Below are 16,216 nucleotides of genomic sequence, written 5' to 3' on the forward strand. Positions count from 1 at the left end.
AGTATTACATTTTTCGATAAGTATAAATTGGAGTTTTACATGAAAAATAATATTTTCTCTCTTAAAAATAAAGTAGCTGTTATTACTGGTGGTAAACAAGGTATTGGTAAGGTGGTTGCAGGCTATTTAGCAGACGCCGGCGCTGATATTGTGATATTTGATTTAGCTGAAGCGAGTGATGTTGCAGCAGAAATAGCCAACGAACATGGCGTACAAGCCCGCTCTTATATTTGTGATGTTACTAACCCACAGGATGTTGCTGATAAAATTGCGCAAGCAGGCTCAGAGATGGGAACATTAGATCTGTTATTTAATAATGCCGGTATTTGTTTACATAAAGAAGCGTTGGAATGTACTCCTAGTGAGTGGAGCAAAGTTATCGATGTTAATTTAAATGGCGTGTTTTATGTTGCACAAGCTTTTGCTCGTTACCTCATTGCTAATCAAAAAACAGGTAATATAGTGAATACTGCGTCAATGTCCGGTTCTATCGTTAATATTCCACAGTGCCAAGCTTCTTATAACGCATCTAAAGCGGGCGTAGTACATTTAACTAAGTCCCTTGCGGTTGAATTAGCCCCTAAAGGGATTCGTATGAATTCAATTAGTCCTGGGTATATTCGAACAGAGATGACTGGGACAGTGAGACAAGATTGGCAAGACATTTGGGTCGATATGATTCCTTTTAAACGCATGGGGACACCAGAAGAGTTAGCTGGGGCTGTGATTTACTTATTGTCAGATGCCTCTACTTATACATCAGGCTCTGATATGATCATTGACGGTTGTTTTACTATAGTATAGTCAATGAATGCCATGATTTATTGGGTTTAAGTCATGGCTTACAGTAAGGTTTAATAGGTATGATTGATCAATTAGATAGTAATATTTTGCAGGTTCTAAGTACTTATAAGGGGCTCATTTTTGATATGGACGGTACTTTGATTGATTCAATGCCGGCTCATTTGGATGCTTGGAAAGTTACTGCTGAGCACTATCATTTCCCTTTTGATAGGACTTGGTTAAATGGTTTAGGCGGAATGCCTGGCGAAGCGATTGTAGAATTAATTAATGATAAATATGACGTGAATTTGCTGCCTATTGAGGTTTCTGAGTTTAGAATGGACGTATTTGAACGGTTTGAAAACAATACTGGGCTTGTTGCCATTACTAATCAAATTTTAAATCATTTTTATGGTTTAAAAAAGTTAGCCGTCGGAACAGGCAGTCCTAAACTGAGTGCGATGCACCTTTTAAAAGAAGCGGGAATTTTAGCTAAGTTAGATGCGGTAGTGACGGCCAACGATGTACAGCTACACAAGCCTCATCCTGATACGTTCTTATTAGCGGCAAGTAACATCGATTTACCTGCTAACACTTGTATTGTATTTGAAGATACAACCTTGGGTATGCAAGCAGCACATCGTGCTGGAATGGATTGTTTTATGGTCGATGATAACCAATTAACATTACACCCTTGCTCATAATGTAAAAAGGAGTAGGCATTTTATTTAATGTGTACTCTTTATCTAATCAGCTCCGCTGTCGCGGTATACTCTGTTTATATCGGTAAATAGTGACAGAGTCTCTAAAATTCATTTATTTTCATTGTTAACTCTACGTAATAATAATAATATCAGTGGCTTATGTACATTTCTTGTGCTGCAATAATGAGAGGAACCTTGATGTTACAGTTAGAGCGCCATAATCATATTGTTGGATTGCTTGAACAAAATGGAGCAATGAGAGTTAACCAGATAGCCTTAGAGCTTTCAGTTTCACGTGAAACTATTCGCCGAGACCTGACTATTTTAGATAAAAAAGGTGTCGTTCTTCGTAGCCATGGTGGCGCTTTGTTGGCTGATAATTTCAAAGCCAGCTCTACGTCTTATAAAGCTCCAATCTTGCCTGACTCTCTCCAGTTAGATGCTTTTCGTACTCGTACTACTGTTCAGGTTGAACAGAAATCTAAAATAGCCCGCAAAGCGCTTTCCCTAATAAAACCCGGTGATACCATCTTATTAGACTGTAGTAGTTCTAGTTGGTTTTTAGCCCGACAGCTCTCAGATATGGATATTACGGTGGTAACACAATCGACCAGTATAATTAATACGCTCGTCTCTAAGAAATCGATTCGTATTATTGGACTAGGGGGGATTACTCCCCTTATCAAGAAGCCTTTTTTGGAGAAATAGCCGGAAATCAGTTAGATGACATGAATGTCGATACCTTGTTTTTTTCTTGCCAGGGCTTAGATGTTGATAGAGGAGTCTTCACCGAGAGTAAAGCGCATGAAGCATTATTACAGCATATGTTTTTAGCTGCTAAGAAAGTGGTTTTACTAGTGGATGGCAGTAAACATAATAAAATTGGCAGTGAACGTATTTGTGGTTTTGGTGCGTTAGATACCTTGATTACTGAAAAGTTTGATGATCCTTTATTAGAAAAAGAGATGATTTGGCACAACGTAAAAGTCCTCACTATATAGCGATTATTCAGAGGTTGTAAGATGAAAGGTAAAGTGTGTGTATTTGGCTCATTTAATGTTGATTTAATGGCAAGAGCATCACGTTTTCCATTACCAGGTGAATCATTGGTCGCGAATAGTAGTATGACCAGCGCAGGCGGAAAAGGAGCAAACCAGGCTTTAGCTGCATTGAAGTCAGGAGCCAATGTGCACTATATCGGAAAAATAGGGAGTGACTCTTTTGGTCATTTCGCCAGACGCCATTTAAAATCGATCGGTTTTGATGCCCTCACTCTTCTTGAGACAGATACTCTACCTACCGGTAATGCACTTATCTACGTTTCCGATGAAAAAAGTAAAGTGGAGAATATGATTTGCGTTGATCCTGGTGCGAATATGGATGTCACAGAACAAGAGATTATAGATTGTGCCCCATCAATTGGGTGTGCAAAAGTTATTTTGGTACAACTTGAAAATAACTTGTCTGCAATAGAGCAAGTGATTCATATCGGTCGTGAAAATAATGCTTTTATTATATTAAATCCAACACCTAAAAGGGTGGTAGAAGATAGCTTTTTGGGCTTAGTAAGCCTAGTAACAGCCAATGCGAATCAAGCTGAATTTATGACTGACATTAAAGTCTATAATCAACAAAGTGCAGCAGCTGCAGCACAGAAGCTTCATGATCGTGGTTGTAAAATCGTTATTATTACTATGGGATTGTTGGGCACCTTTTTATCTGAAGGTGAAAGCCAATGTTTTGTACCTGCTTGTTATTCAATGCCAGTGGACAGCACAGGTGCTTCTGATGCATTTAATGGCGCATTTGCAGCAAGAGTGGCGAATGATGATACATTAAAGCAAGCTATTCGATTTGCTTCGGCGTATGCGGCAGTTAGCACTGAAACGCTAGGTGCAGCTCCAAATGTCGATGTTGCTAAGGTTTATGACAGGTTGCTATCTGATTAATATTAAAGGATAGCGCTATCAATTGAGGTAGAGATGTTCTTTTTTCTTAAATAAACAGTTTATTGAACTTGATTTTTACCGAGTGCTTTGGCTTTGTATAAGGCTTTATCTGCGCTATTGATTAACTTATCGAGATCCCATTGAGGCATTTGGTCTGTGTGAGCAACGCCAATACTAATGGTGAGATTAATATCGTGATCTAGAAAATGATAATCTTTTTCTGCGACTTCATTCCGTAGTTGTTCTGCTAATCTAGTCAGTTTTTTATACTCAATGCCAGCGCAAGCAATTAAGAATTCTTCACCACCCATACGAATTAATTGATATTTACCTAAAATAATATCGGTAATGGTTTCTACCATTTTTTGTAAGCAGAGATCTCCTACATGATGCCCATAATGATCATTTATTTTTTTAAAGTTATCGATATCAATCGCCAATAAACCGCCTTGAAGTGCATTATTTTTAAATAATGTTGGCAATTGGTTATCTAGTGCGCGTCGATTATTACAACCAGTGAGTGGGTCTGTATTGGCCATTTTTTCTAATTGTTGGGATTGATGTTTTAACTTTTCTTGGTTGACCATGAGTTGTTGATTCATCACGGTAACATCCGTAATGTCGTAAATGGTCCCTACTAAGTAAGTTTCTCCATTGGCAAGGGTAAGGCGACTTTTTCGAGTAATGACTTCTCGTTGTTCTGCATTACTATCAAATACTGATTCGTAAGCTTCATCTATTTCACCAGTGGCTAGTACACGTAAATCGCCGCCATTACATTGTGCTACTTGTCGGTCTGAAAATACTTCTTTATCTTGCTTCCCTAAGATATCTGCTCGATTAACTTGAAATAATGCTTCAAAGGCTTTGTTGATGAAAATGTATCTGTGTTGGGTATCTTTTATTAAAACGGGGGTAGGCAAAATCTCCATGACTTCTTTAAATAAAGTAAAATCAGTAACGTGATGCATTTAAGGAGCCCTAAACTTAGTAGTCATTTAGATGAAATGTAAAATAGTTGTCTTGAACACAATGCGACTACATTCACCAGTAAATCAAAAAAATATAACTTAAGTGTTAATTGTTGACCATGTGCTAAGTTTTTTCAAGCGGTATGTTACAAGAATGTAAATGTCGCTAGCTTTCTATACGATCTCTCCCTTTTTCTTTCGCTTTATAAAGCATATTATCTGCTTGGTGAACCAATATATTTTCATGGAGACCGAAGCTTGGATGTAAGGTCGCTAAACCAATGCTGGCGGTTAAATAAGGTTGTACCGAAGAGTTTGGATTCGCTATGTCGAGATGAGCTATCTCATCTAATAGGCTAGCCAGTAATGCTTGCGCTTCAGTGGTTGAGGTATTGCCTAAAACAATAGCAAACTCCTCTCCGCCATAACGAGCGCAAATATCACTTGAGCGGTTAACAAATTGTTTGAGTAGCTTTCCTATTTTTATTAAGCATTGGTCACCATGTTGATGACCATAGGTATCATTTAGTAATTTAAAATGATCGAGGTCGATAATTGCTAAGCTTATGGGGAGTTCTAAACGCAAACAGCGCCGCCACTCCGCATTTAAGAATTCATCAAAGTAACGTCGATTAGCAATATTTGTTAGGCCATCCATTCTTGCTAGGTCTCTTACTTTTTGTTCTGCGAGTTTGCGTTCCGTGATGTTTTGGTGAGTGATGACAAAGTAATTTTGTTGGTCATATTTAAGAGGGTGACGCGCATCATAAACCATCGCTTTTGCTTTGGGCTATGGCATGGATATTCGAAATAGAAGTTTTCAATCGTTTGGTTAATAACACTTCTAATGCCTTGCGAGACTTGTTTCCCATAATCACTATCAACTTCACTGGCTTGATCGCAGGCTTCAATATAATTAATACCTTGCCACTTTTCTTTAATTAAACAGCCATTTTGAGATGCAAACTCTGTCCAGCTTTTATTGACATATTGGATAATGCCAGAGCTATCAATGACGGTGATATGGTCGGTTATAGAATCAAGTATTGCGCTCAAAAATCCTTTAACATCTTTCATGTGGTACTCGCTATTTGTATTTTCTATCCTTAAAAACACATATTCAAAGACATTACTTTTTGTGTATTAGCTTCGATTACTTAACTATTGTTATATTGTTTAAATATATCAATATCTTTAGCAGGTGAAGGGCCTTGAAATAAGTAACCTTGTGCAAAATCGCATTTTTGAGCACGTAGAATATCCAATGTTTTCTTTGTTTCAATCCCTTCTGCGACTATTTTCATATCTAATTGTTTGCCCATTGCAATAATAGTTGAGGCGATGGTGTCATAATCAGTAATAAAGCTTTTATCGATTTTTAATACATCAAATGGTAAGTGACGAAGGTTGCTCAAGCAGGAATAACCCGTACCAAAATCATCCATCAATAGCCTTACTCCCATCTCTGAGAGTTCGTTTAACGTTTTTAGGAAGTGTTCATTTTCAGTGATGATCATGCTTTCTGTTATTTCTAATTCCAGACAGTGACGTGGGATTTCAAACTCACTGATTACATCTTGAACAGAGTGAGCAAAATGAGGGTTATATAGTTGATAAGGAGAAACATTCACAGCTATTTTGAGATCTTTAGCTCCACTGTCTCGCCATTGTTTATTTTGTTTACAAGCTATTCTTAAAACCCAATCGCCAATTTCCACCATCTGTCCTGAATACTCTGCAATGGGAATAAATACTTCTGGAGAGACAAGCGTCTCTTGATCTAATTGCCAACGTAATAATGCTTCAGTGCCTTTAGTCGCAAAGTCATTGAGATCGACCACTGGTTGGTGCATGACCTGGAGTTGGTTCTTGTTAAGCGCAGATCTAAGTTTAGATTCGTAAGATAAACGACGAGTATGTTCTTTACTGAATCTATTTTTGTAAAATAGGTATTGGTTTTTTCCTCTTTTTTGGCTTCATACATGGCGGTATCGGCGTATTTTATTAAATTCTCAGCGTTATTAGCGTTTGTAGGGTAAATTGAAATACCAATACTACCTGTGATGAACAGTTCTGTTTTTCCGATAAATAAAGGCTTTGAAATTACATTAATTAGTGACTCTGCAACGCGTTTTATATCACCTGTATTAGTGAAATGACTAAGTGCGACAAATTCATCACCACCAAATCTAAATACAGAATCTTCAATCTGTATTGCTTTCGATAAACGATCGCTTACGGTAATTAATAATTTATCTCCTTCGGCGTGGCCTCGGGTATCATTGATGTCTTTGAATCGATCAAGATCGATGAAAAATACAGCTAATCTTTTTTGCCCCGCTGTAGCTATGTATTGATTTATTCTTAAGTCTAAAGCGTTACGGTTAGGTAGTTTGGTTAGCGTATCTCTGTTGGCTAGTAAACGGTTACGCTCTTCACTAATCATTAACTCGTTGCTGGTTTTTTGCATTCGTTTGACGACTTTTAAAATTGCTTTAGCAATTGCCAAGGCGATTAGAAAAAATGCTATAGATAAAGTAATAACAGCAGTTTGTGAAGTATTTACAATGAAGTTGGTTAATTTATCTACCGGCTTCATAAACTCTACTGAGTTTAATCGAAATTTTGTATAACAATCAGTTAATAGCTGGTTAAGGTGAGTTTGACTGACTAACCCCTCTTCATAGAGAACGATATTTTTTAATAGGTCTTCTGCAAGATCAATATCATTTTGGCAAATAGTCATGATGCTTTGTGTATCAGTCAATCTCATGATCATTTGATCAAGTTGACTTGGCATAGCAATACACGCTTCTGGTTGTGCTTTGATATTCTGAATAATTGCTTTTAACTGGGTTGTGTCTGGAATTGGAGTATTGCTTTTACTAATAAGCTCATTAAGTTCAACGACATAATGAAAATGTAAACTGTTGAGTTGATGAAAGCGTGCAGACCCAGACATCTTTAATGTACTAAAGGCTACTATAATAGAAAATAGGGTGATAAGAAGCATTAAAACAGTGAGTTGTTTATTTATTGTCATTATTAGTAGCTTCTTTATCCGTTTTATTACGTATTAAAAATAGTGTTTCCTAACTTAAGCCTGTTAGTTTTATGAACTAATACTTTATATTTATCAAAAAGTACTTATTTTGAGTATAAACAGTTGGTTTTTTCATTCAAGACTTTAACGTATTATTTATTATTATCTTTTTGATAATTAATATATTTTCTTGCTAAGTCGCAAATACTGATATTTTTAAAAACCAATGATTAAATTAATTTTAGAGTTTTTGAAATTAATTATAGACCAACAAGGTCTTTTAAGAGGAGTGATGATTATTAAAGTGGGATTTTTATGAAAAAGATAATTGGTTTAATACTATCAACATCAATACTTGGTTATGCTTCCTTAGCAAACGCAGACAAAGCAGTGTTAGCAGGTGGTTGTTTTTGGTGTATGGAATCAGACTTTGAAAAGTTACCTGGTGTAACGGATGTGGTGTCTGGTTTTACAGGCGGAACAGTGGAAAACCCAACTTATAATGGTAATCATCGCGGTCATTATGAAGCGGTAGAGATAACTTACGACCCAGAGCAAGTGAGTTATCAAGAAATTTTGGATCATTACTGGGTGAATATCGATCCCTTTGATGCTCGTGGACAGTTTTGCGATAAAGGACATAGCTATTTAAGTGCTATTTTTGTTGCTAATCAGCAAGAGCGTGACTTAGCAGAGCAATCTAAACAAGTTGTTGTGAATGAATTTGCAGATCAACAGGTGGTTACACCCATTCTTGATGCAAGTACCTTTTATCCAATTAAAGGCAATGAAAGTTACCACCAAGACTTTTATAAGAATAACCCAATACGTTACAAGGCGTATCGTTGGAATTGTGGTCGAGACCAGCGTTTAAAAGAGATTTGGGGCGAAAGAGCAACCCACAACTAGTAACATGAAATAGTTATATATAGCAGGTGCCTAACGTTAGATACCTGCTAACGATTAAATAGCAAGTCACTACTTTTAGCGGCTTGCTAATGTTTATAGAGCAAGTAACTATTTGGATACTTGCTAGTGTTTATAGAGCAAGTGGCTAGTTTTAGCGGCTTGCTAATGTTTATAGAGCAAGTAACTATTTGGATACTTGCTAATGTTTATAAAGCAAGTGACTAGTTTTAGCTGCTTGCTGATGTTTATAAAGCAAGTGACTAGTTTTAGCTGCTTGCTAATGTTTATAAAGCAAGTGACTAGCTTTAGCTGCTTGCTAGTGATTATAGAGCAAGTAGCTAGCTTTAGCTGTTTGCTAATGTTTATAGAGCAAGTGGCTAGTTTTAGCTGCTTGCTAATGTTTATAAGGCAGATAACTATAATCTAGTTGTCTGCCAATGCTCCTTTCTGATTCAAATCCTGTTTTTTATTCTAGTCACTGTCTTTATCTTTTATCTATTCGTTGTTTATCACTGCTTTAGTTATGCATTTATGTCATTAGTAATGAGCAAATTATTCTTAAAATTACACTTGTAGATTTAGTGCTTCTCTGTATTATCTTATTTAGATGTCTATACGGCTATTTGATTTTAAGGGAGTGAAACATGTTCAACAAAAAATTTGCCAAGTTGCTTTATATTTTACCAATCATTTTTGGGTTAGCGGCTTGTGGAGAAACAGAAAAGAGTGAAGTGATCAAAGTAGGGGCAACAGTGGGGCCTCATGCGGAAGTGGTTGAAGCTGTTGCAGAAGAAGCTGCAAAACAAGGCTTACAAGTTGAAGTAGTGATTTTCTCTGATTATATTACACCTAATGCTGCATTAGCGGATGGTAGTTTAGATCTAAACAGTTACCAGCATTTACCATTTTTGAATAACTTTAATAAAAATAGCGATCAGAAAATAGTATCGATCGGTCATTCAATTTTAATGCGTATGGGTATTTATTCTAATAAATATAAATCGGTTACTAATTTACCTGAAAATGCACGTATCTCTATACCTAATGATCCAACCAACGGTGGTCGTGCGTTATTGTTATTAGCTGATGCAGGTTTAATTACCTTAAAGCCTGATGCAGATTCAAAAACGACGGTATACGATGTTGTTGAAAATCCTAAAAACTTTGAGTTTGTTGAAGTAGAAGCAGCACAATTACCACGTACATTAGATGATGTTGATGCATCTGTGATTACTATGAACTATGTGATGTCTGCTGGGTTAAGTCCAAAAGAACAAGGTATTTATTTAGAAGCGAAAGATGCTGAGTTTGCGGTAATGAACATTGCTGCGCGTGTAGAAGATAAAGATAATGCAACTTACAAAAAATTCGTTGAAATATTCCAGTCTGAAGCAACACGTCAATTCTTAGAAAAAACTTACAAAGGAACTATCGAAGCTGCTTTTTAAATCCTAATCTATTAACGTGACTGTTTGTAATGCAAGCAGTTACGTTTTTCTTACTGCCTTCCCTCAATATAATTGCCACCTCAGTATCCTTTTCATTTAAACATTGCTTTTGTTCCTATTAGATAGAGAGTAACCTAAGCTTTGTATTTCAAAAAATCTTACATATATTAATAAAATAAGGCTCCCATGATAAAAGGTTGGATACAAGTTATTATTGGCGTGATGTTATGGATAGCAGCTATCTCCGTAGGTATTACCTGGATTGGTTTCTGTTTTGGTACTGTCATTATTGGTATTTTATTACTGTTTTTTGCTCCTAGAATTTTGATTTTTCCGACTTTGTTTATCGGTACCTTTGCTAATGGTTTTTTACTGGTGGGTTTAGCGACTATTAAGCTGACTAACCGTGATAAGGACATTATTGATGTTGAAGCGGAATGGGTAAAAACCGATGACGATGATCAGCAAGTGATACAAGGTAAGCTCGAAGATAAACGCGACCAAGATTAATAGGATTAATAAGGCGATAAATGGATATTATCAGAGGCAAACAGTTTACAGCGGATCGCGCTTGGGGCGCTAAAGATATTGCCAATATGAATGGGATCACCACCCGTTTGCATTGGACGGATCAAGCTTATAAATGGCATGTAAATGATGGCCAAGAGGTCTTTGTTGTACTCGATGGTGTTGTTAATATGCATTATAAAGAACAAGGCATACAGCAAAGCGTGTTATTAGAAAGCGGTGATATATTTTACGCGAGTATTGGTACCGAGCATGTTGCTTGCCCGGTAGGTGAGGCAAGAATTCTAGTGGTAGAAAACGAAGGCAGTGTTTAGGCTTTTTGATTAATGCTCAGACATTAATAATCTAACGCACTCTTCTCGTGTTACTCCATTTAAAAAACACTGTTTAATTTGTTGTTCCTGCTCAGGAGATAAAAGGTAGGGGCTTTGTTGTGTTTCATTACTGAGATCACGAATGATGCGGCGACGGTAAACTGCTTTACGATTACGGTGAAATAAAAAGCTAGAAAGTCCAAAAACAACTACACCACAAACAATATAAAATATGAGCATTAGTTTCTCCTTTATTATTTTACTATGTTCATACTATCTTAGATTTCATACCAATTATATTAAAGAATAGATCACTGGATTGGTGTGATTGGCATTTGCATTTTTTTAAGGATAATACATGTCACTGGCAAGCGTTTTACGGTTAGTTTTATTAGCTTCAATGTGGGGCGGTTCGTTTCTATTTATGCGTTTAACGGCAAATAGCTTAGGCGCAGCGTATCTGATTGAAGGTCGCGTTTTAGCAGCTGCATTGTGTTTACTATTGATCAGCTGTTATTTACGTAGAACATTAGCCTTTATGTCGAATATTAAACACTTCTTTATTGTCGGCGCCTTTAATACTGCTTTTCCTTTTTTGATGTTTGCCTATGCAGCGCAAACCTTAAATGCGTCAACCCTAGCGATCCTAAATTCTACAGCACCTTTATTTGGGGCGGTGATTGCCAGTATTTGGCAAAAAGAACGTATTAAATTAAAAGCGAGTATGGGCTTGTTATTGGGGATATTTGGCGTAACGGTATTGGTTGGTCATCAAGCCTTAACATTAGGCGAGCAAGGTGTATGGGCTATTTTAGCGTGTTTAGCGGCTGCAATGATGTATGGATTCTCGGCTAATTATACTAAAGTTGCGCCTGTTGTTGCTCCCTTTGAAAATGCCCATGGCAGCATGTGGGCGGCGGTGATTGTGGTCTTGCCTTTATTGCCTTTGATTCCGATCCGTGACCCAATTACTTTACCGATTAGTTTATCTGTATTGACCTTAGGGGTTGTTTGTACCGGACTTGCTTACTTATTATATTTTAGGTTAGTAAAGGATGATGGGCCTGCTTCTGCTTTATCTGTGACTTTTTTAGTGCCCTTGTTTGGTATTTTATGGGGATCGTTATTTTTAGGTGAGGAGATTGGCCTTAATACGTTATTAGGTGGGGTATTAGTTGTTGCGGGTACGGTATTAGTGACTGGTTTTTCCTTTAAAAAATCAGTGAAGGTGCCAGTTAAAGCATAACGTTATTGAGAACGTTATGCTTAAAGCGACTCTGTTACACAGGCTTAAAGGTGACTTTATATTCTCCTAAACCTTTGTAAGTAACACCCATGGTGTTGATTGGTACTTCAATTGCTCCAGCGTAAGAGCCAGTAATAATTGCTTGACCCTTTTTGAAGCTAACACCTCGTTCGCGCATAAAGTTGATTAGCCAATAAACTGCTTTATGTGCCGAAAGATTAGGGTGCTTACCTTCATACTCTGTTGTTGTGGTATTGCAATTTTCATCAGTTGTTTCAAAAGTGATATCAATAGTACCCGCATGGTATGCTTGTTCTTTAGTGATTTCTGGGCCAACAAAAATACCTTGGTTGAATAAGCAGTCTGCTAAATTATCAAAGAACACACGATTATCATCAGGTAGGTAACGACGTTGCATTAACTCTAAAGCCATATGGCATGATGCGATGGCATCATCGACTTCAGCGTCAGAATAAGCGTTATCACGCGCTGGTAAGTCTTGACCTAATACAAAGGCAATCTCAGGCTCGATAAGCGTTTTACCTGGCTCAGTTGATTCTACTAAACAAGTTTCGCCTTGTTGTATTGTTCCTTCTAAAACTGGTGCCACCACCATCTGCTCTGGATCAAGAGGCACTAAACATTTCCATCCACCAATTGCTTTCCCACTCTCTTGTACAGTGGCAAATTGAATTGCTAGTGCATCATCTAAGTTGGTAGGGCGAATTGCTGCAGCAAGCAGATCACCTTTTATGTTGGTTTTACGTCTTGCTAGTAGTTCTTGAGCAGCCGCAGTACAAGCTTCTTGGGTTAATGTTTTAGTCATATTCAGTCTCTTTAATCAGGTTATTGAAAGTGAGTTGTTGGCACATAATAACGGCTATGAAATGAAAAAGTTAGTATTTGTATGACTTTTTAGGAAGTTTGTTAGGAAGCGCAGATTTATCTGAATAAGTGATAAGGCATTAAGAACAGTAAAGCCTATTAACTGAGTTAGTTAATAGGCTTTTCATCTGCTATTTCTCGTCGTCGATTAATAGCTGAGTCGCTTGAATATTATGTTGTTGTAAAAAACCCAGTAATTTTACCATATATTGCACATCGGAGGTTTTATCTGCGGCAATAATCCATTCTGTATCAGGCTTTTCTTGTACCGTTTTAATTAAGAGTGTTTGAAATGCTTCCCAGCTTGGTAGTGTTTCACCATCGATTGCCCAACGTGGCTCCGTCGCCAAGATGTTTATCGTTACTGCTTTATTATCAACAACCTGTACCGCACTTGTATCAGTGGTGGGTAAGTCAACCTGTAGTGATTGCAGCTTGATATTAGCCGATAGCATTAGAAACACCATCACGATAAAAATAATATCTAATAACGGCGTTAAATCTACCTGTACTGACTCAGATTCATTTTTAGCTTGGCTGCGTATCACGATTGTACTTCCTGGTTGGTCGCTTTTACTTTTGGTGCACGTTTTTGGTCAGGGAAGTCCACACCTTGTAGCCATAAATTACAGAAATTAAGTGTAAACTCTAGGCGGTAAGTTACTTTATCAGCCCATAAACCTAATAGTTGTGCGCCACAAATAGCTGGTAGTGCAACTAATAAACCGGCAGCGGTAGTACGCATAGCAATACCTAAACCATCGGCTAGGTCATTTGGTGTCACTGACCCTGTGGTTAAGGCAATGGCTTTAAACATTTCAATTAAGCCCAGTACCGTACCAAGTAAACCTAGTAACGGACTGATCATGCCGATCAGCGCTAGCATTTTTAATCCACTGCGAAGTTCTTGGCGTTTATCTTGTACCCAGATACTCGCGGTGTCTTCACGTAGTTGTTGGCTAAAGTGTTGGTGAGCAAATAACATCGACATGCCACGTTTTGCGATATTTTTCTCAGTTTTTAAACGAATGCTTAAGGATTGTAATTTCTCAGTTTGTTTTGGGTCGTGATGCTCTAGGATTTTAATGATCTCTTTTTTGCTTAATGAGCCTGAACTGATCAGTTTTAATAAACGCTCACTAATGATCATTAATGTCAGTACAGAGCAAATAATAAGAGGCCAAGTCATTAAGCCTAGTTGTTCTTGTAAAATAGTAAATAAGGTCATGATTAATCCAGTTGAAAACTAATAGGTATGTAAATTCGGTGAGCAATACGTTTGCCGTTAACAATATGAGGAGAGAACTCCCATTTTTTAATGGCTTTTAGTGCCGCTACATCAAGCACTTTTGCACCCGATGAGTCTTTTAATAATAATTTCGTCTGCTTGCCTTTTTCATCTAACCAGACTTCATAGGTAACAGTCCCCTCTATTCCTCTGCGTTTTGCCATACGAGGATACTTTGGTGGTTTAGGTGTACTTAAAAAGCGACTTTTTTGTATTAATTGTGGTTTACTTTGTAACTCATTGCTTTGTTGAGCCACTTTTTCTTTAGTGATCTCGATTTTATCTTTGAGTACAGGTGCAGGAGGAGCAGGTGTTGATTTGACCACTTCTTTTGGCGGTTCGACTACTTTCTTTGGTTCTTTTTTTGGTGTTGGTTGCTTTTTAACAACCTTTTGAACCGGCTTAGGAGTCTCTTTTTTGATCTCTTTTGGTTTGGTTTTTTGTTTAACAATACGCTTTTTCTCAGTCGGTTTGACTGGTTTTGCGGCCACCGGTTTAGGTGTTGGTTTAACTACTTCTTTTGCTTCAACAACTGGCGGTGTTGGTGGCTCTACTTTTTTAGGTTCAACTTTGGCTGGTTTAGTAAAGCTAATACTCACACTTTGCGTTTGTTGAGAGAGCGGAATGGCCATCGCAGGTTGATCTAGCAAAGGCGCAAAAATTAAAAAATGGATCGCTACTGATAACAGTCCTGCACAGAGATAACGATACATAAAAAAACACCCCAAAAAATAAATAAATAGCGTAACGATACCTATTATCAACTAATTTTTTTGATATCAATTATCATTCATAAAAAGTTCAGTTATGGTGAAGTCATGGGGGGATTTTTTGCTTAAATGATTGTTTTTGCTTTGTGGTAAACATTGCTAGTTTCTATATAAGCTTAACTGTTAAACTACAGCAATTATGCCTTTTTAAGATTGTTTGGAAATTACTATGTCATCTGTTGTACTTAATACCCTTGAAGATTTTTACCATTTACTATCACAAAGCCTTAATGATAATCAGATGGTGAAGTTGCTATTAAGTAAATATAGAGGGGCAGACAAAAGCTTAAACCGACTTAGTATTCGCCCAATAACATTACAAAATGAACCTGTATTGAGTTTTGTTTATGAGCATCAAACTAATCATATTACTAAAAACCATTCTTACGCAGCTGCATTAAATGAAATTAATCAATTAGTGGGTGAAGATTTTAAAAGTGCTTACCTGACATTATCTAACGTTGAAGTACAAATTGAGTTTAGTAAAAAAGGCAAACTTAAAATTTCTCAACATAAGGCAAAACAAGGGCAGGCTGTGGCTGCAACACATAACCGACAAAAGAATCGCTTTGTCGATATTCAACGCCCATTTTTAACTGCACTTAAAGTGACTGATAAGCAGCATAAATTAATTCCTGCTATGTCTAACAAATGGAAGCAGATTAATAAGTTCATTGAGATATTCAGTCAAGCATTAGAGGTTTCGCCACATGATAAAAGCACACCATTAAATGTTGTTGATTTTGGATCTGGTAAAGGTTACTTAACTTTTGCTATTCACGATTACCTTCGTCATACCCTAAACAATGATGCGCAAGTGACGGGGGTTGAGTTACGTCAAGCATTAGCAGACTTATGTAATGAAGCAGCACAAACGTTAGATCATCAGGGTTTAGACTTTGTATGTGGTGATGTTAAAACCCATGCACCTAAGCAGACTGATGTGATGATTGCCTTACATGCCTGTGATGTAGCTACTGACTATGCTATTCATTATGGTATTAGAGCGAATGCGAGTATTATTATGTGCTCTCCATGTTGCCATAAACAGATTCGTCCACAGATGCAAAGCCCTGAGTTGTTTCAACCTATGTTGCAGTATGGCGTTCATTTAGGTCAACAAGCGGAAATGGTAACGGATTCACTACGTGCGTTATTATTAGAAGCTAATGGCTATACCACTAAAGTGTTTGAATTTATTAGCTTAGAGCATACCAATAAGAATAAAATGATTTTGGCTGTTAAGAAAGACAAGGTTAATGAAAAAGAGCAACAGCAATTATTAAAGCAAATTGCTGATATTAAAGACTACTATGGTATTTCAGATCATTGTTTAGAAACCTTATTAGCTGAAAGCGCTTAATGTTATTGATATAAG

19 protein-coding genes and 1 pseudogene are annotated in these 16,216 nt (G+C 37.1%); 10 read left to right on the forward strand and 10 right to left on the reverse strand.

The genetic code is table 11. The annotated features are described in order from the left end of the window. The first annotated feature begins 39 nt into the window (after positions 1 to 39). The 4 genes and pseudogenes from ACLKL2_RS12515 to ACLKL2_RS12530 all read left to right on the forward strand — a co-directional run bounded on the left by ACLKL2_RS12515 (position 40) and on the right by ACLKL2_RS12530 (position 3,436). A complete protein-coding gene (locus ACLKL2_RS12515; protein WP_413691923.1) occupies positions 40 to 804 on the forward strand; it encodes an SDR family oxidoreductase in 765 nt (254 codons plus the stop codon). Positions 805 to 863: 59 nt separating this feature from the next. Continuing rightward, positions 864 to 1,487: a beta-phosphoglucomutase family hydrolase gene (locus ACLKL2_RS12520; protein ID WP_413691924.1), complete on the forward strand. Its 624-nt coding sequence runs from the start codon at positions 864 to 866 to the stop codon at positions 1,485 to 1,487. A 198-nt stretch (positions 1,488 to 1,685) separates the two neighbouring features. Next, positions 1,686 to 2,488, forward strand: a pseudogene (locus tag ACLKL2_RS12525) (DeoR/GlpR family DNA-binding transcription regulator). A gap of 21 nt (positions 2,489 to 2,509) precedes the next feature. Further along, positions 2,510 to 3,436, forward strand: a complete 927-nt coding sequence (locus tag ACLKL2_RS12530; RefSeq protein ID WP_413691926.1) for a ribokinase — start codon at positions 2,510 to 2,512, stop codon at positions 3,434 to 3,436. A 59-nt stretch (positions 3,437 to 3,495) separates the two neighbouring features. On the opposite strand, the gene ACLKL2_RS12535 is transcribed toward ACLKL2_RS12530, so the two are convergent. From ACLKL2_RS12535 to ACLKL2_RS12555, 5 genes are all read right to left on the reverse strand, one after another. Continuing rightward, positions 3,496 to 4,407 carry a sensor domain-containing diguanylate cyclase gene (locus tag ACLKL2_RS12535; RefSeq protein ID WP_413691928.1) on the reverse strand — a complete coding sequence of 304 codons (912 nt, stop codon included), beginning with the start codon at positions 4,405 to 4,407 and terminating at the stop codon, positions 3,496 to 3,498. Between the two features lie 166 nt (positions 4,408 to 4,573). After that, on the reverse strand, positions 4,574 to 5,182 hold the full coding sequence (locus tag ACLKL2_RS12540; RefSeq protein WP_413691930.1) for a GGDEF domain-containing protein: 609 nt from the start codon (positions 5,180 to 5,182) through the stop codon (positions 4,574 to 4,576). Continuing rightward, complete coding sequence (locus tag ACLKL2_RS12545; RefSeq protein WP_413691932.1) at positions 5,080 to 5,484, reverse strand: hypothetical protein; 405 nt, start codon at positions 5,482 to 5,484, stop codon at positions 5,080 to 5,082. Before ACLKL2_RS12545 ends, ACLKL2_RS12540 begins: the two co-directional genes overlap by 103 nt. Before the next feature lie 80 nt (positions 5,485 to 5,564). Then, positions 5,565 to 6,248 carry a putative bifunctional diguanylate cyclase/phosphodiesterase gene (locus tag ACLKL2_RS12550; RefSeq protein WP_413691933.1) on the reverse strand — a complete coding sequence of 228 codons (684 nt, stop codon included), beginning with the start codon at positions 6,246 to 6,248 and terminating at the stop codon, positions 5,565 to 5,567. Beyond that, positions 6,188 to 7,450 (reverse strand): diguanylate cyclase domain-containing protein, encoded by a 1,263-nt coding sequence (locus ACLKL2_RS12555; protein ID WP_413691935.1) that lies wholly within the window; start codon positions 7,448 to 7,450, stop codon positions 6,188 to 6,190. The genes ACLKL2_RS12550 and ACLKL2_RS12555 overlap by 61 nt, the downstream gene beginning before the upstream one ends. A 315-nt stretch (positions 7,451 to 7,765) precedes the next feature. Between ACLKL2_RS12555 and msrA the strand changes: the two genes are divergently transcribed. From msrA to ACLKL2_RS12575, 4 genes are all read left to right on the forward strand, one after another. Beyond that, positions 7,766 to 8,359, forward strand: coding sequence for a peptide-methionine (S)-S-oxide reductase MsrA (gene msrA, locus ACLKL2_RS12560; RefSeq protein WP_413691936.1), 594 nt, complete (start codon positions 7,766 to 7,768; stop codon positions 8,357 to 8,359). A gap of 644 nt (positions 8,360 to 9,003) precedes the next feature. Beyond that, complete coding sequence (locus tag ACLKL2_RS12565; RefSeq protein ID WP_413691938.1) at positions 9,004 to 9,807, forward strand: MetQ/NlpA family ABC transporter substrate-binding protein; 804 nt, start codon at positions 9,004 to 9,006, stop codon at positions 9,805 to 9,807. 186 nt (positions 9,808 to 9,993) lie between these two features. Next, positions 9,994 to 10,317 carry a hypothetical protein gene (locus tag ACLKL2_RS12570; protein WP_113819662.1) on the forward strand — a complete coding sequence of 108 codons (324 nt, stop codon included), beginning with the start codon at positions 9,994 to 9,996 and terminating at the stop codon, positions 10,315 to 10,317. Positions 10,318 to 10,337: 20 nt separating this feature from the next. Further along, positions 10,338 to 10,649 (forward strand): cupin, encoded by a 312-nt coding sequence (locus ACLKL2_RS12575; protein ID WP_113819663.1) that lies wholly within the window; start codon positions 10,338 to 10,340, stop codon positions 10,647 to 10,649. A 9-nt stretch (positions 10,650 to 10,658) separates the two neighbouring features. Here ACLKL2_RS12575 and ACLKL2_RS12580 read toward each other — a convergent pair whose 3' ends face one another. After that, positions 10,659 to 10,889, reverse strand: coding sequence for a hypothetical protein (locus ACLKL2_RS12580; protein WP_413691939.1), 231 nt, complete (start codon positions 10,887 to 10,889; stop codon positions 10,659 to 10,661). A 118-nt stretch (positions 10,890 to 11,007) separates the two neighbouring features. On the opposite strand from ACLKL2_RS12580, the gene ACLKL2_RS12585 reads away from it, so the two are divergent. Next, positions 11,008 to 11,895, forward strand: coding sequence for a DMT family transporter (locus ACLKL2_RS12585; RefSeq protein WP_413691941.1), 888 nt, complete (start codon positions 11,008 to 11,010; stop codon positions 11,893 to 11,895). Positions 11,896 to 11,929: 34 nt separating this feature from the next. On the opposite strand, the gene ACLKL2_RS12590 is transcribed toward ACLKL2_RS12585, so the two are convergent. The 4 genes from ACLKL2_RS12590 to ACLKL2_RS12605 all read right to left on the reverse strand — a co-directional run bounded on the left by ACLKL2_RS12590 (position 11,930) and on the right by ACLKL2_RS12605 (position 14,781). Then, positions 11,930 to 12,721 (reverse strand): fumarylacetoacetate hydrolase family protein, encoded by a 792-nt coding sequence (locus ACLKL2_RS12590; protein ID WP_413691943.1) that lies wholly within the window; start codon positions 12,719 to 12,721, stop codon positions 11,930 to 11,932. A gap of 190 nt (positions 12,722 to 12,911) precedes the next feature. Next, positions 12,912 to 13,328 (reverse strand): ExbD/TolR family protein, encoded by a 417-nt coding sequence (locus ACLKL2_RS12595; protein ID WP_413691945.1) that lies wholly within the window; start codon positions 13,326 to 13,328, stop codon positions 12,912 to 12,914. Then, complete coding sequence (locus ACLKL2_RS12600; protein ID WP_413691946.1) at positions 13,325 to 14,008, reverse strand: MotA/TolQ/ExbB proton channel family protein; 684 nt, start codon at positions 14,006 to 14,008, stop codon at positions 13,325 to 13,327. Before ACLKL2_RS12600 ends, ACLKL2_RS12595 begins: the two co-directional genes overlap by 4 nt. 2 nt (positions 14,009 to 14,010) lie before the next feature. After that, positions 14,011 to 14,781 carry an energy transducer TonB gene (locus ACLKL2_RS12605; protein WP_413691948.1) on the reverse strand — a complete coding sequence of 257 codons (771 nt, stop codon included), beginning with the start codon at positions 14,779 to 14,781 and terminating at the stop codon, positions 14,011 to 14,013. 226 nt (positions 14,782 to 15,007) lie between these two features. Between ACLKL2_RS12605 and ACLKL2_RS12610 the strand changes: the two genes are divergently transcribed. Further along, positions 15,008 to 16,201, forward strand: coding sequence for a class I SAM-dependent methyltransferase (locus tag ACLKL2_RS12610; RefSeq protein WP_413691950.1), 1,194 nt, complete (start codon positions 15,008 to 15,010; stop codon positions 16,199 to 16,201). The last annotated feature ends 15 nt before the right edge of the window (positions 16,202 to 16,216 follow it).

It is taken from the genome of Psychromonas sp. KJ10-2 (assembly GCF_047323255.1).
In the GTDB taxonomy this organism is placed as follows: domain Bacteria; phylum Pseudomonadota; class Gammaproteobacteria; order Enterobacterales; family Psychromonadaceae; genus Psychromonas.

Coding starts and splice junctions, on each gene's coding strand:
- ACLKL2_RS12515 (WP_413691923.1), top strand. CDS start 40: ATGAAAAATAATATTTTCTCTCTTAAAAATAAAGTAGCTGTTATTACT.
- ACLKL2_RS12520 (WP_413691924.1), top strand. CDS start 864: ATGATTGATCAATTAGATAGTAATATTTTGCAGGTTCTAAGTACTTAT.
- ACLKL2_RS12530 (WP_413691926.1), top strand. CDS start 2,510: ATGAAAGGTAAAGTGTGTGTATTTGGCTCATTTAATGTTGATTTAATG.
- ACLKL2_RS12535 (WP_413691928.1), bottom strand. CDS start 4,407: ATGCATCACGTTACTGATTTTACTTTATTTAAAGAAGTCATGGAGATT.
- ACLKL2_RS12540 (WP_413691930.1), bottom strand. CDS start 5,182: ATGGTTTATGATGCGCGTCACCCTCTTAAATATGACCAACAAAATTAC.
- ACLKL2_RS12545 (WP_413691932.1), bottom strand. CDS start 5,484: ATGAAAGATGTTAAAGGATTTTTGAGCGCAATACTTGATTCTATAACC.
- ACLKL2_RS12555 (WP_413691935.1), bottom strand. CDS start 7,450: ATGACAATAAATAAACAACTCACTGTTTTAATGCTTCTTATCACCCTA.
- msrA (WP_413691936.1), top strand. CDS start 7,766: ATGAAAAAGATAATTGGTTTAATACTATCAACATCAATACTTGGTTAT.
- ACLKL2_RS12565 (WP_413691938.1), top strand. CDS start 9,004: ATGTTCAACAAAAAATTTGCCAAGTTGCTTTATATTTTACCAATCATT.
- ACLKL2_RS12570 (WP_113819662.1), top strand. CDS start 9,994: ATGATAAAAGGTTGGATACAAGTTATTATTGGCGTGATGTTATGGATA.
- ACLKL2_RS12575 (WP_113819663.1), top strand. CDS start 10,338: ATGGATATTATCAGAGGCAAACAGTTTACAGCGGATCGCGCTTGGGGC.
- ACLKL2_RS12580 (WP_413691939.1), bottom strand. CDS start 10,889: ATGCTCATATTTTATATTGTTTGTGGTGTAGTTGTTTTTGGACTTTCT.
- ACLKL2_RS12585 (WP_413691941.1), top strand. CDS start 11,008: ATGTCACTGGCAAGCGTTTTACGGTTAGTTTTATTAGCTTCAATGTGG.
- ACLKL2_RS12590 (WP_413691943.1), bottom strand. CDS start 12,721: ATGACTAAAACATTAACCCAAGAAGCTTGTACTGCGGCTGCTCAAGAA.
- ACLKL2_RS12600 (WP_413691946.1), bottom strand. CDS start 14,008: ATGACCTTATTTACTATTTTACAAGAACAACTAGGCTTAATGACTTGG.
- ACLKL2_RS12605 (WP_413691948.1), bottom strand. CDS start 14,781: ATGTATCGTTATCTCTGTGCAGGACTGTTATCAGTAGCGATCCATTTT.
- ACLKL2_RS12610 (WP_413691950.1), top strand. CDS start 15,008: ATGTCATCTGTTGTACTTAATACCCTTGAAGATTTTTACCATTTACTA.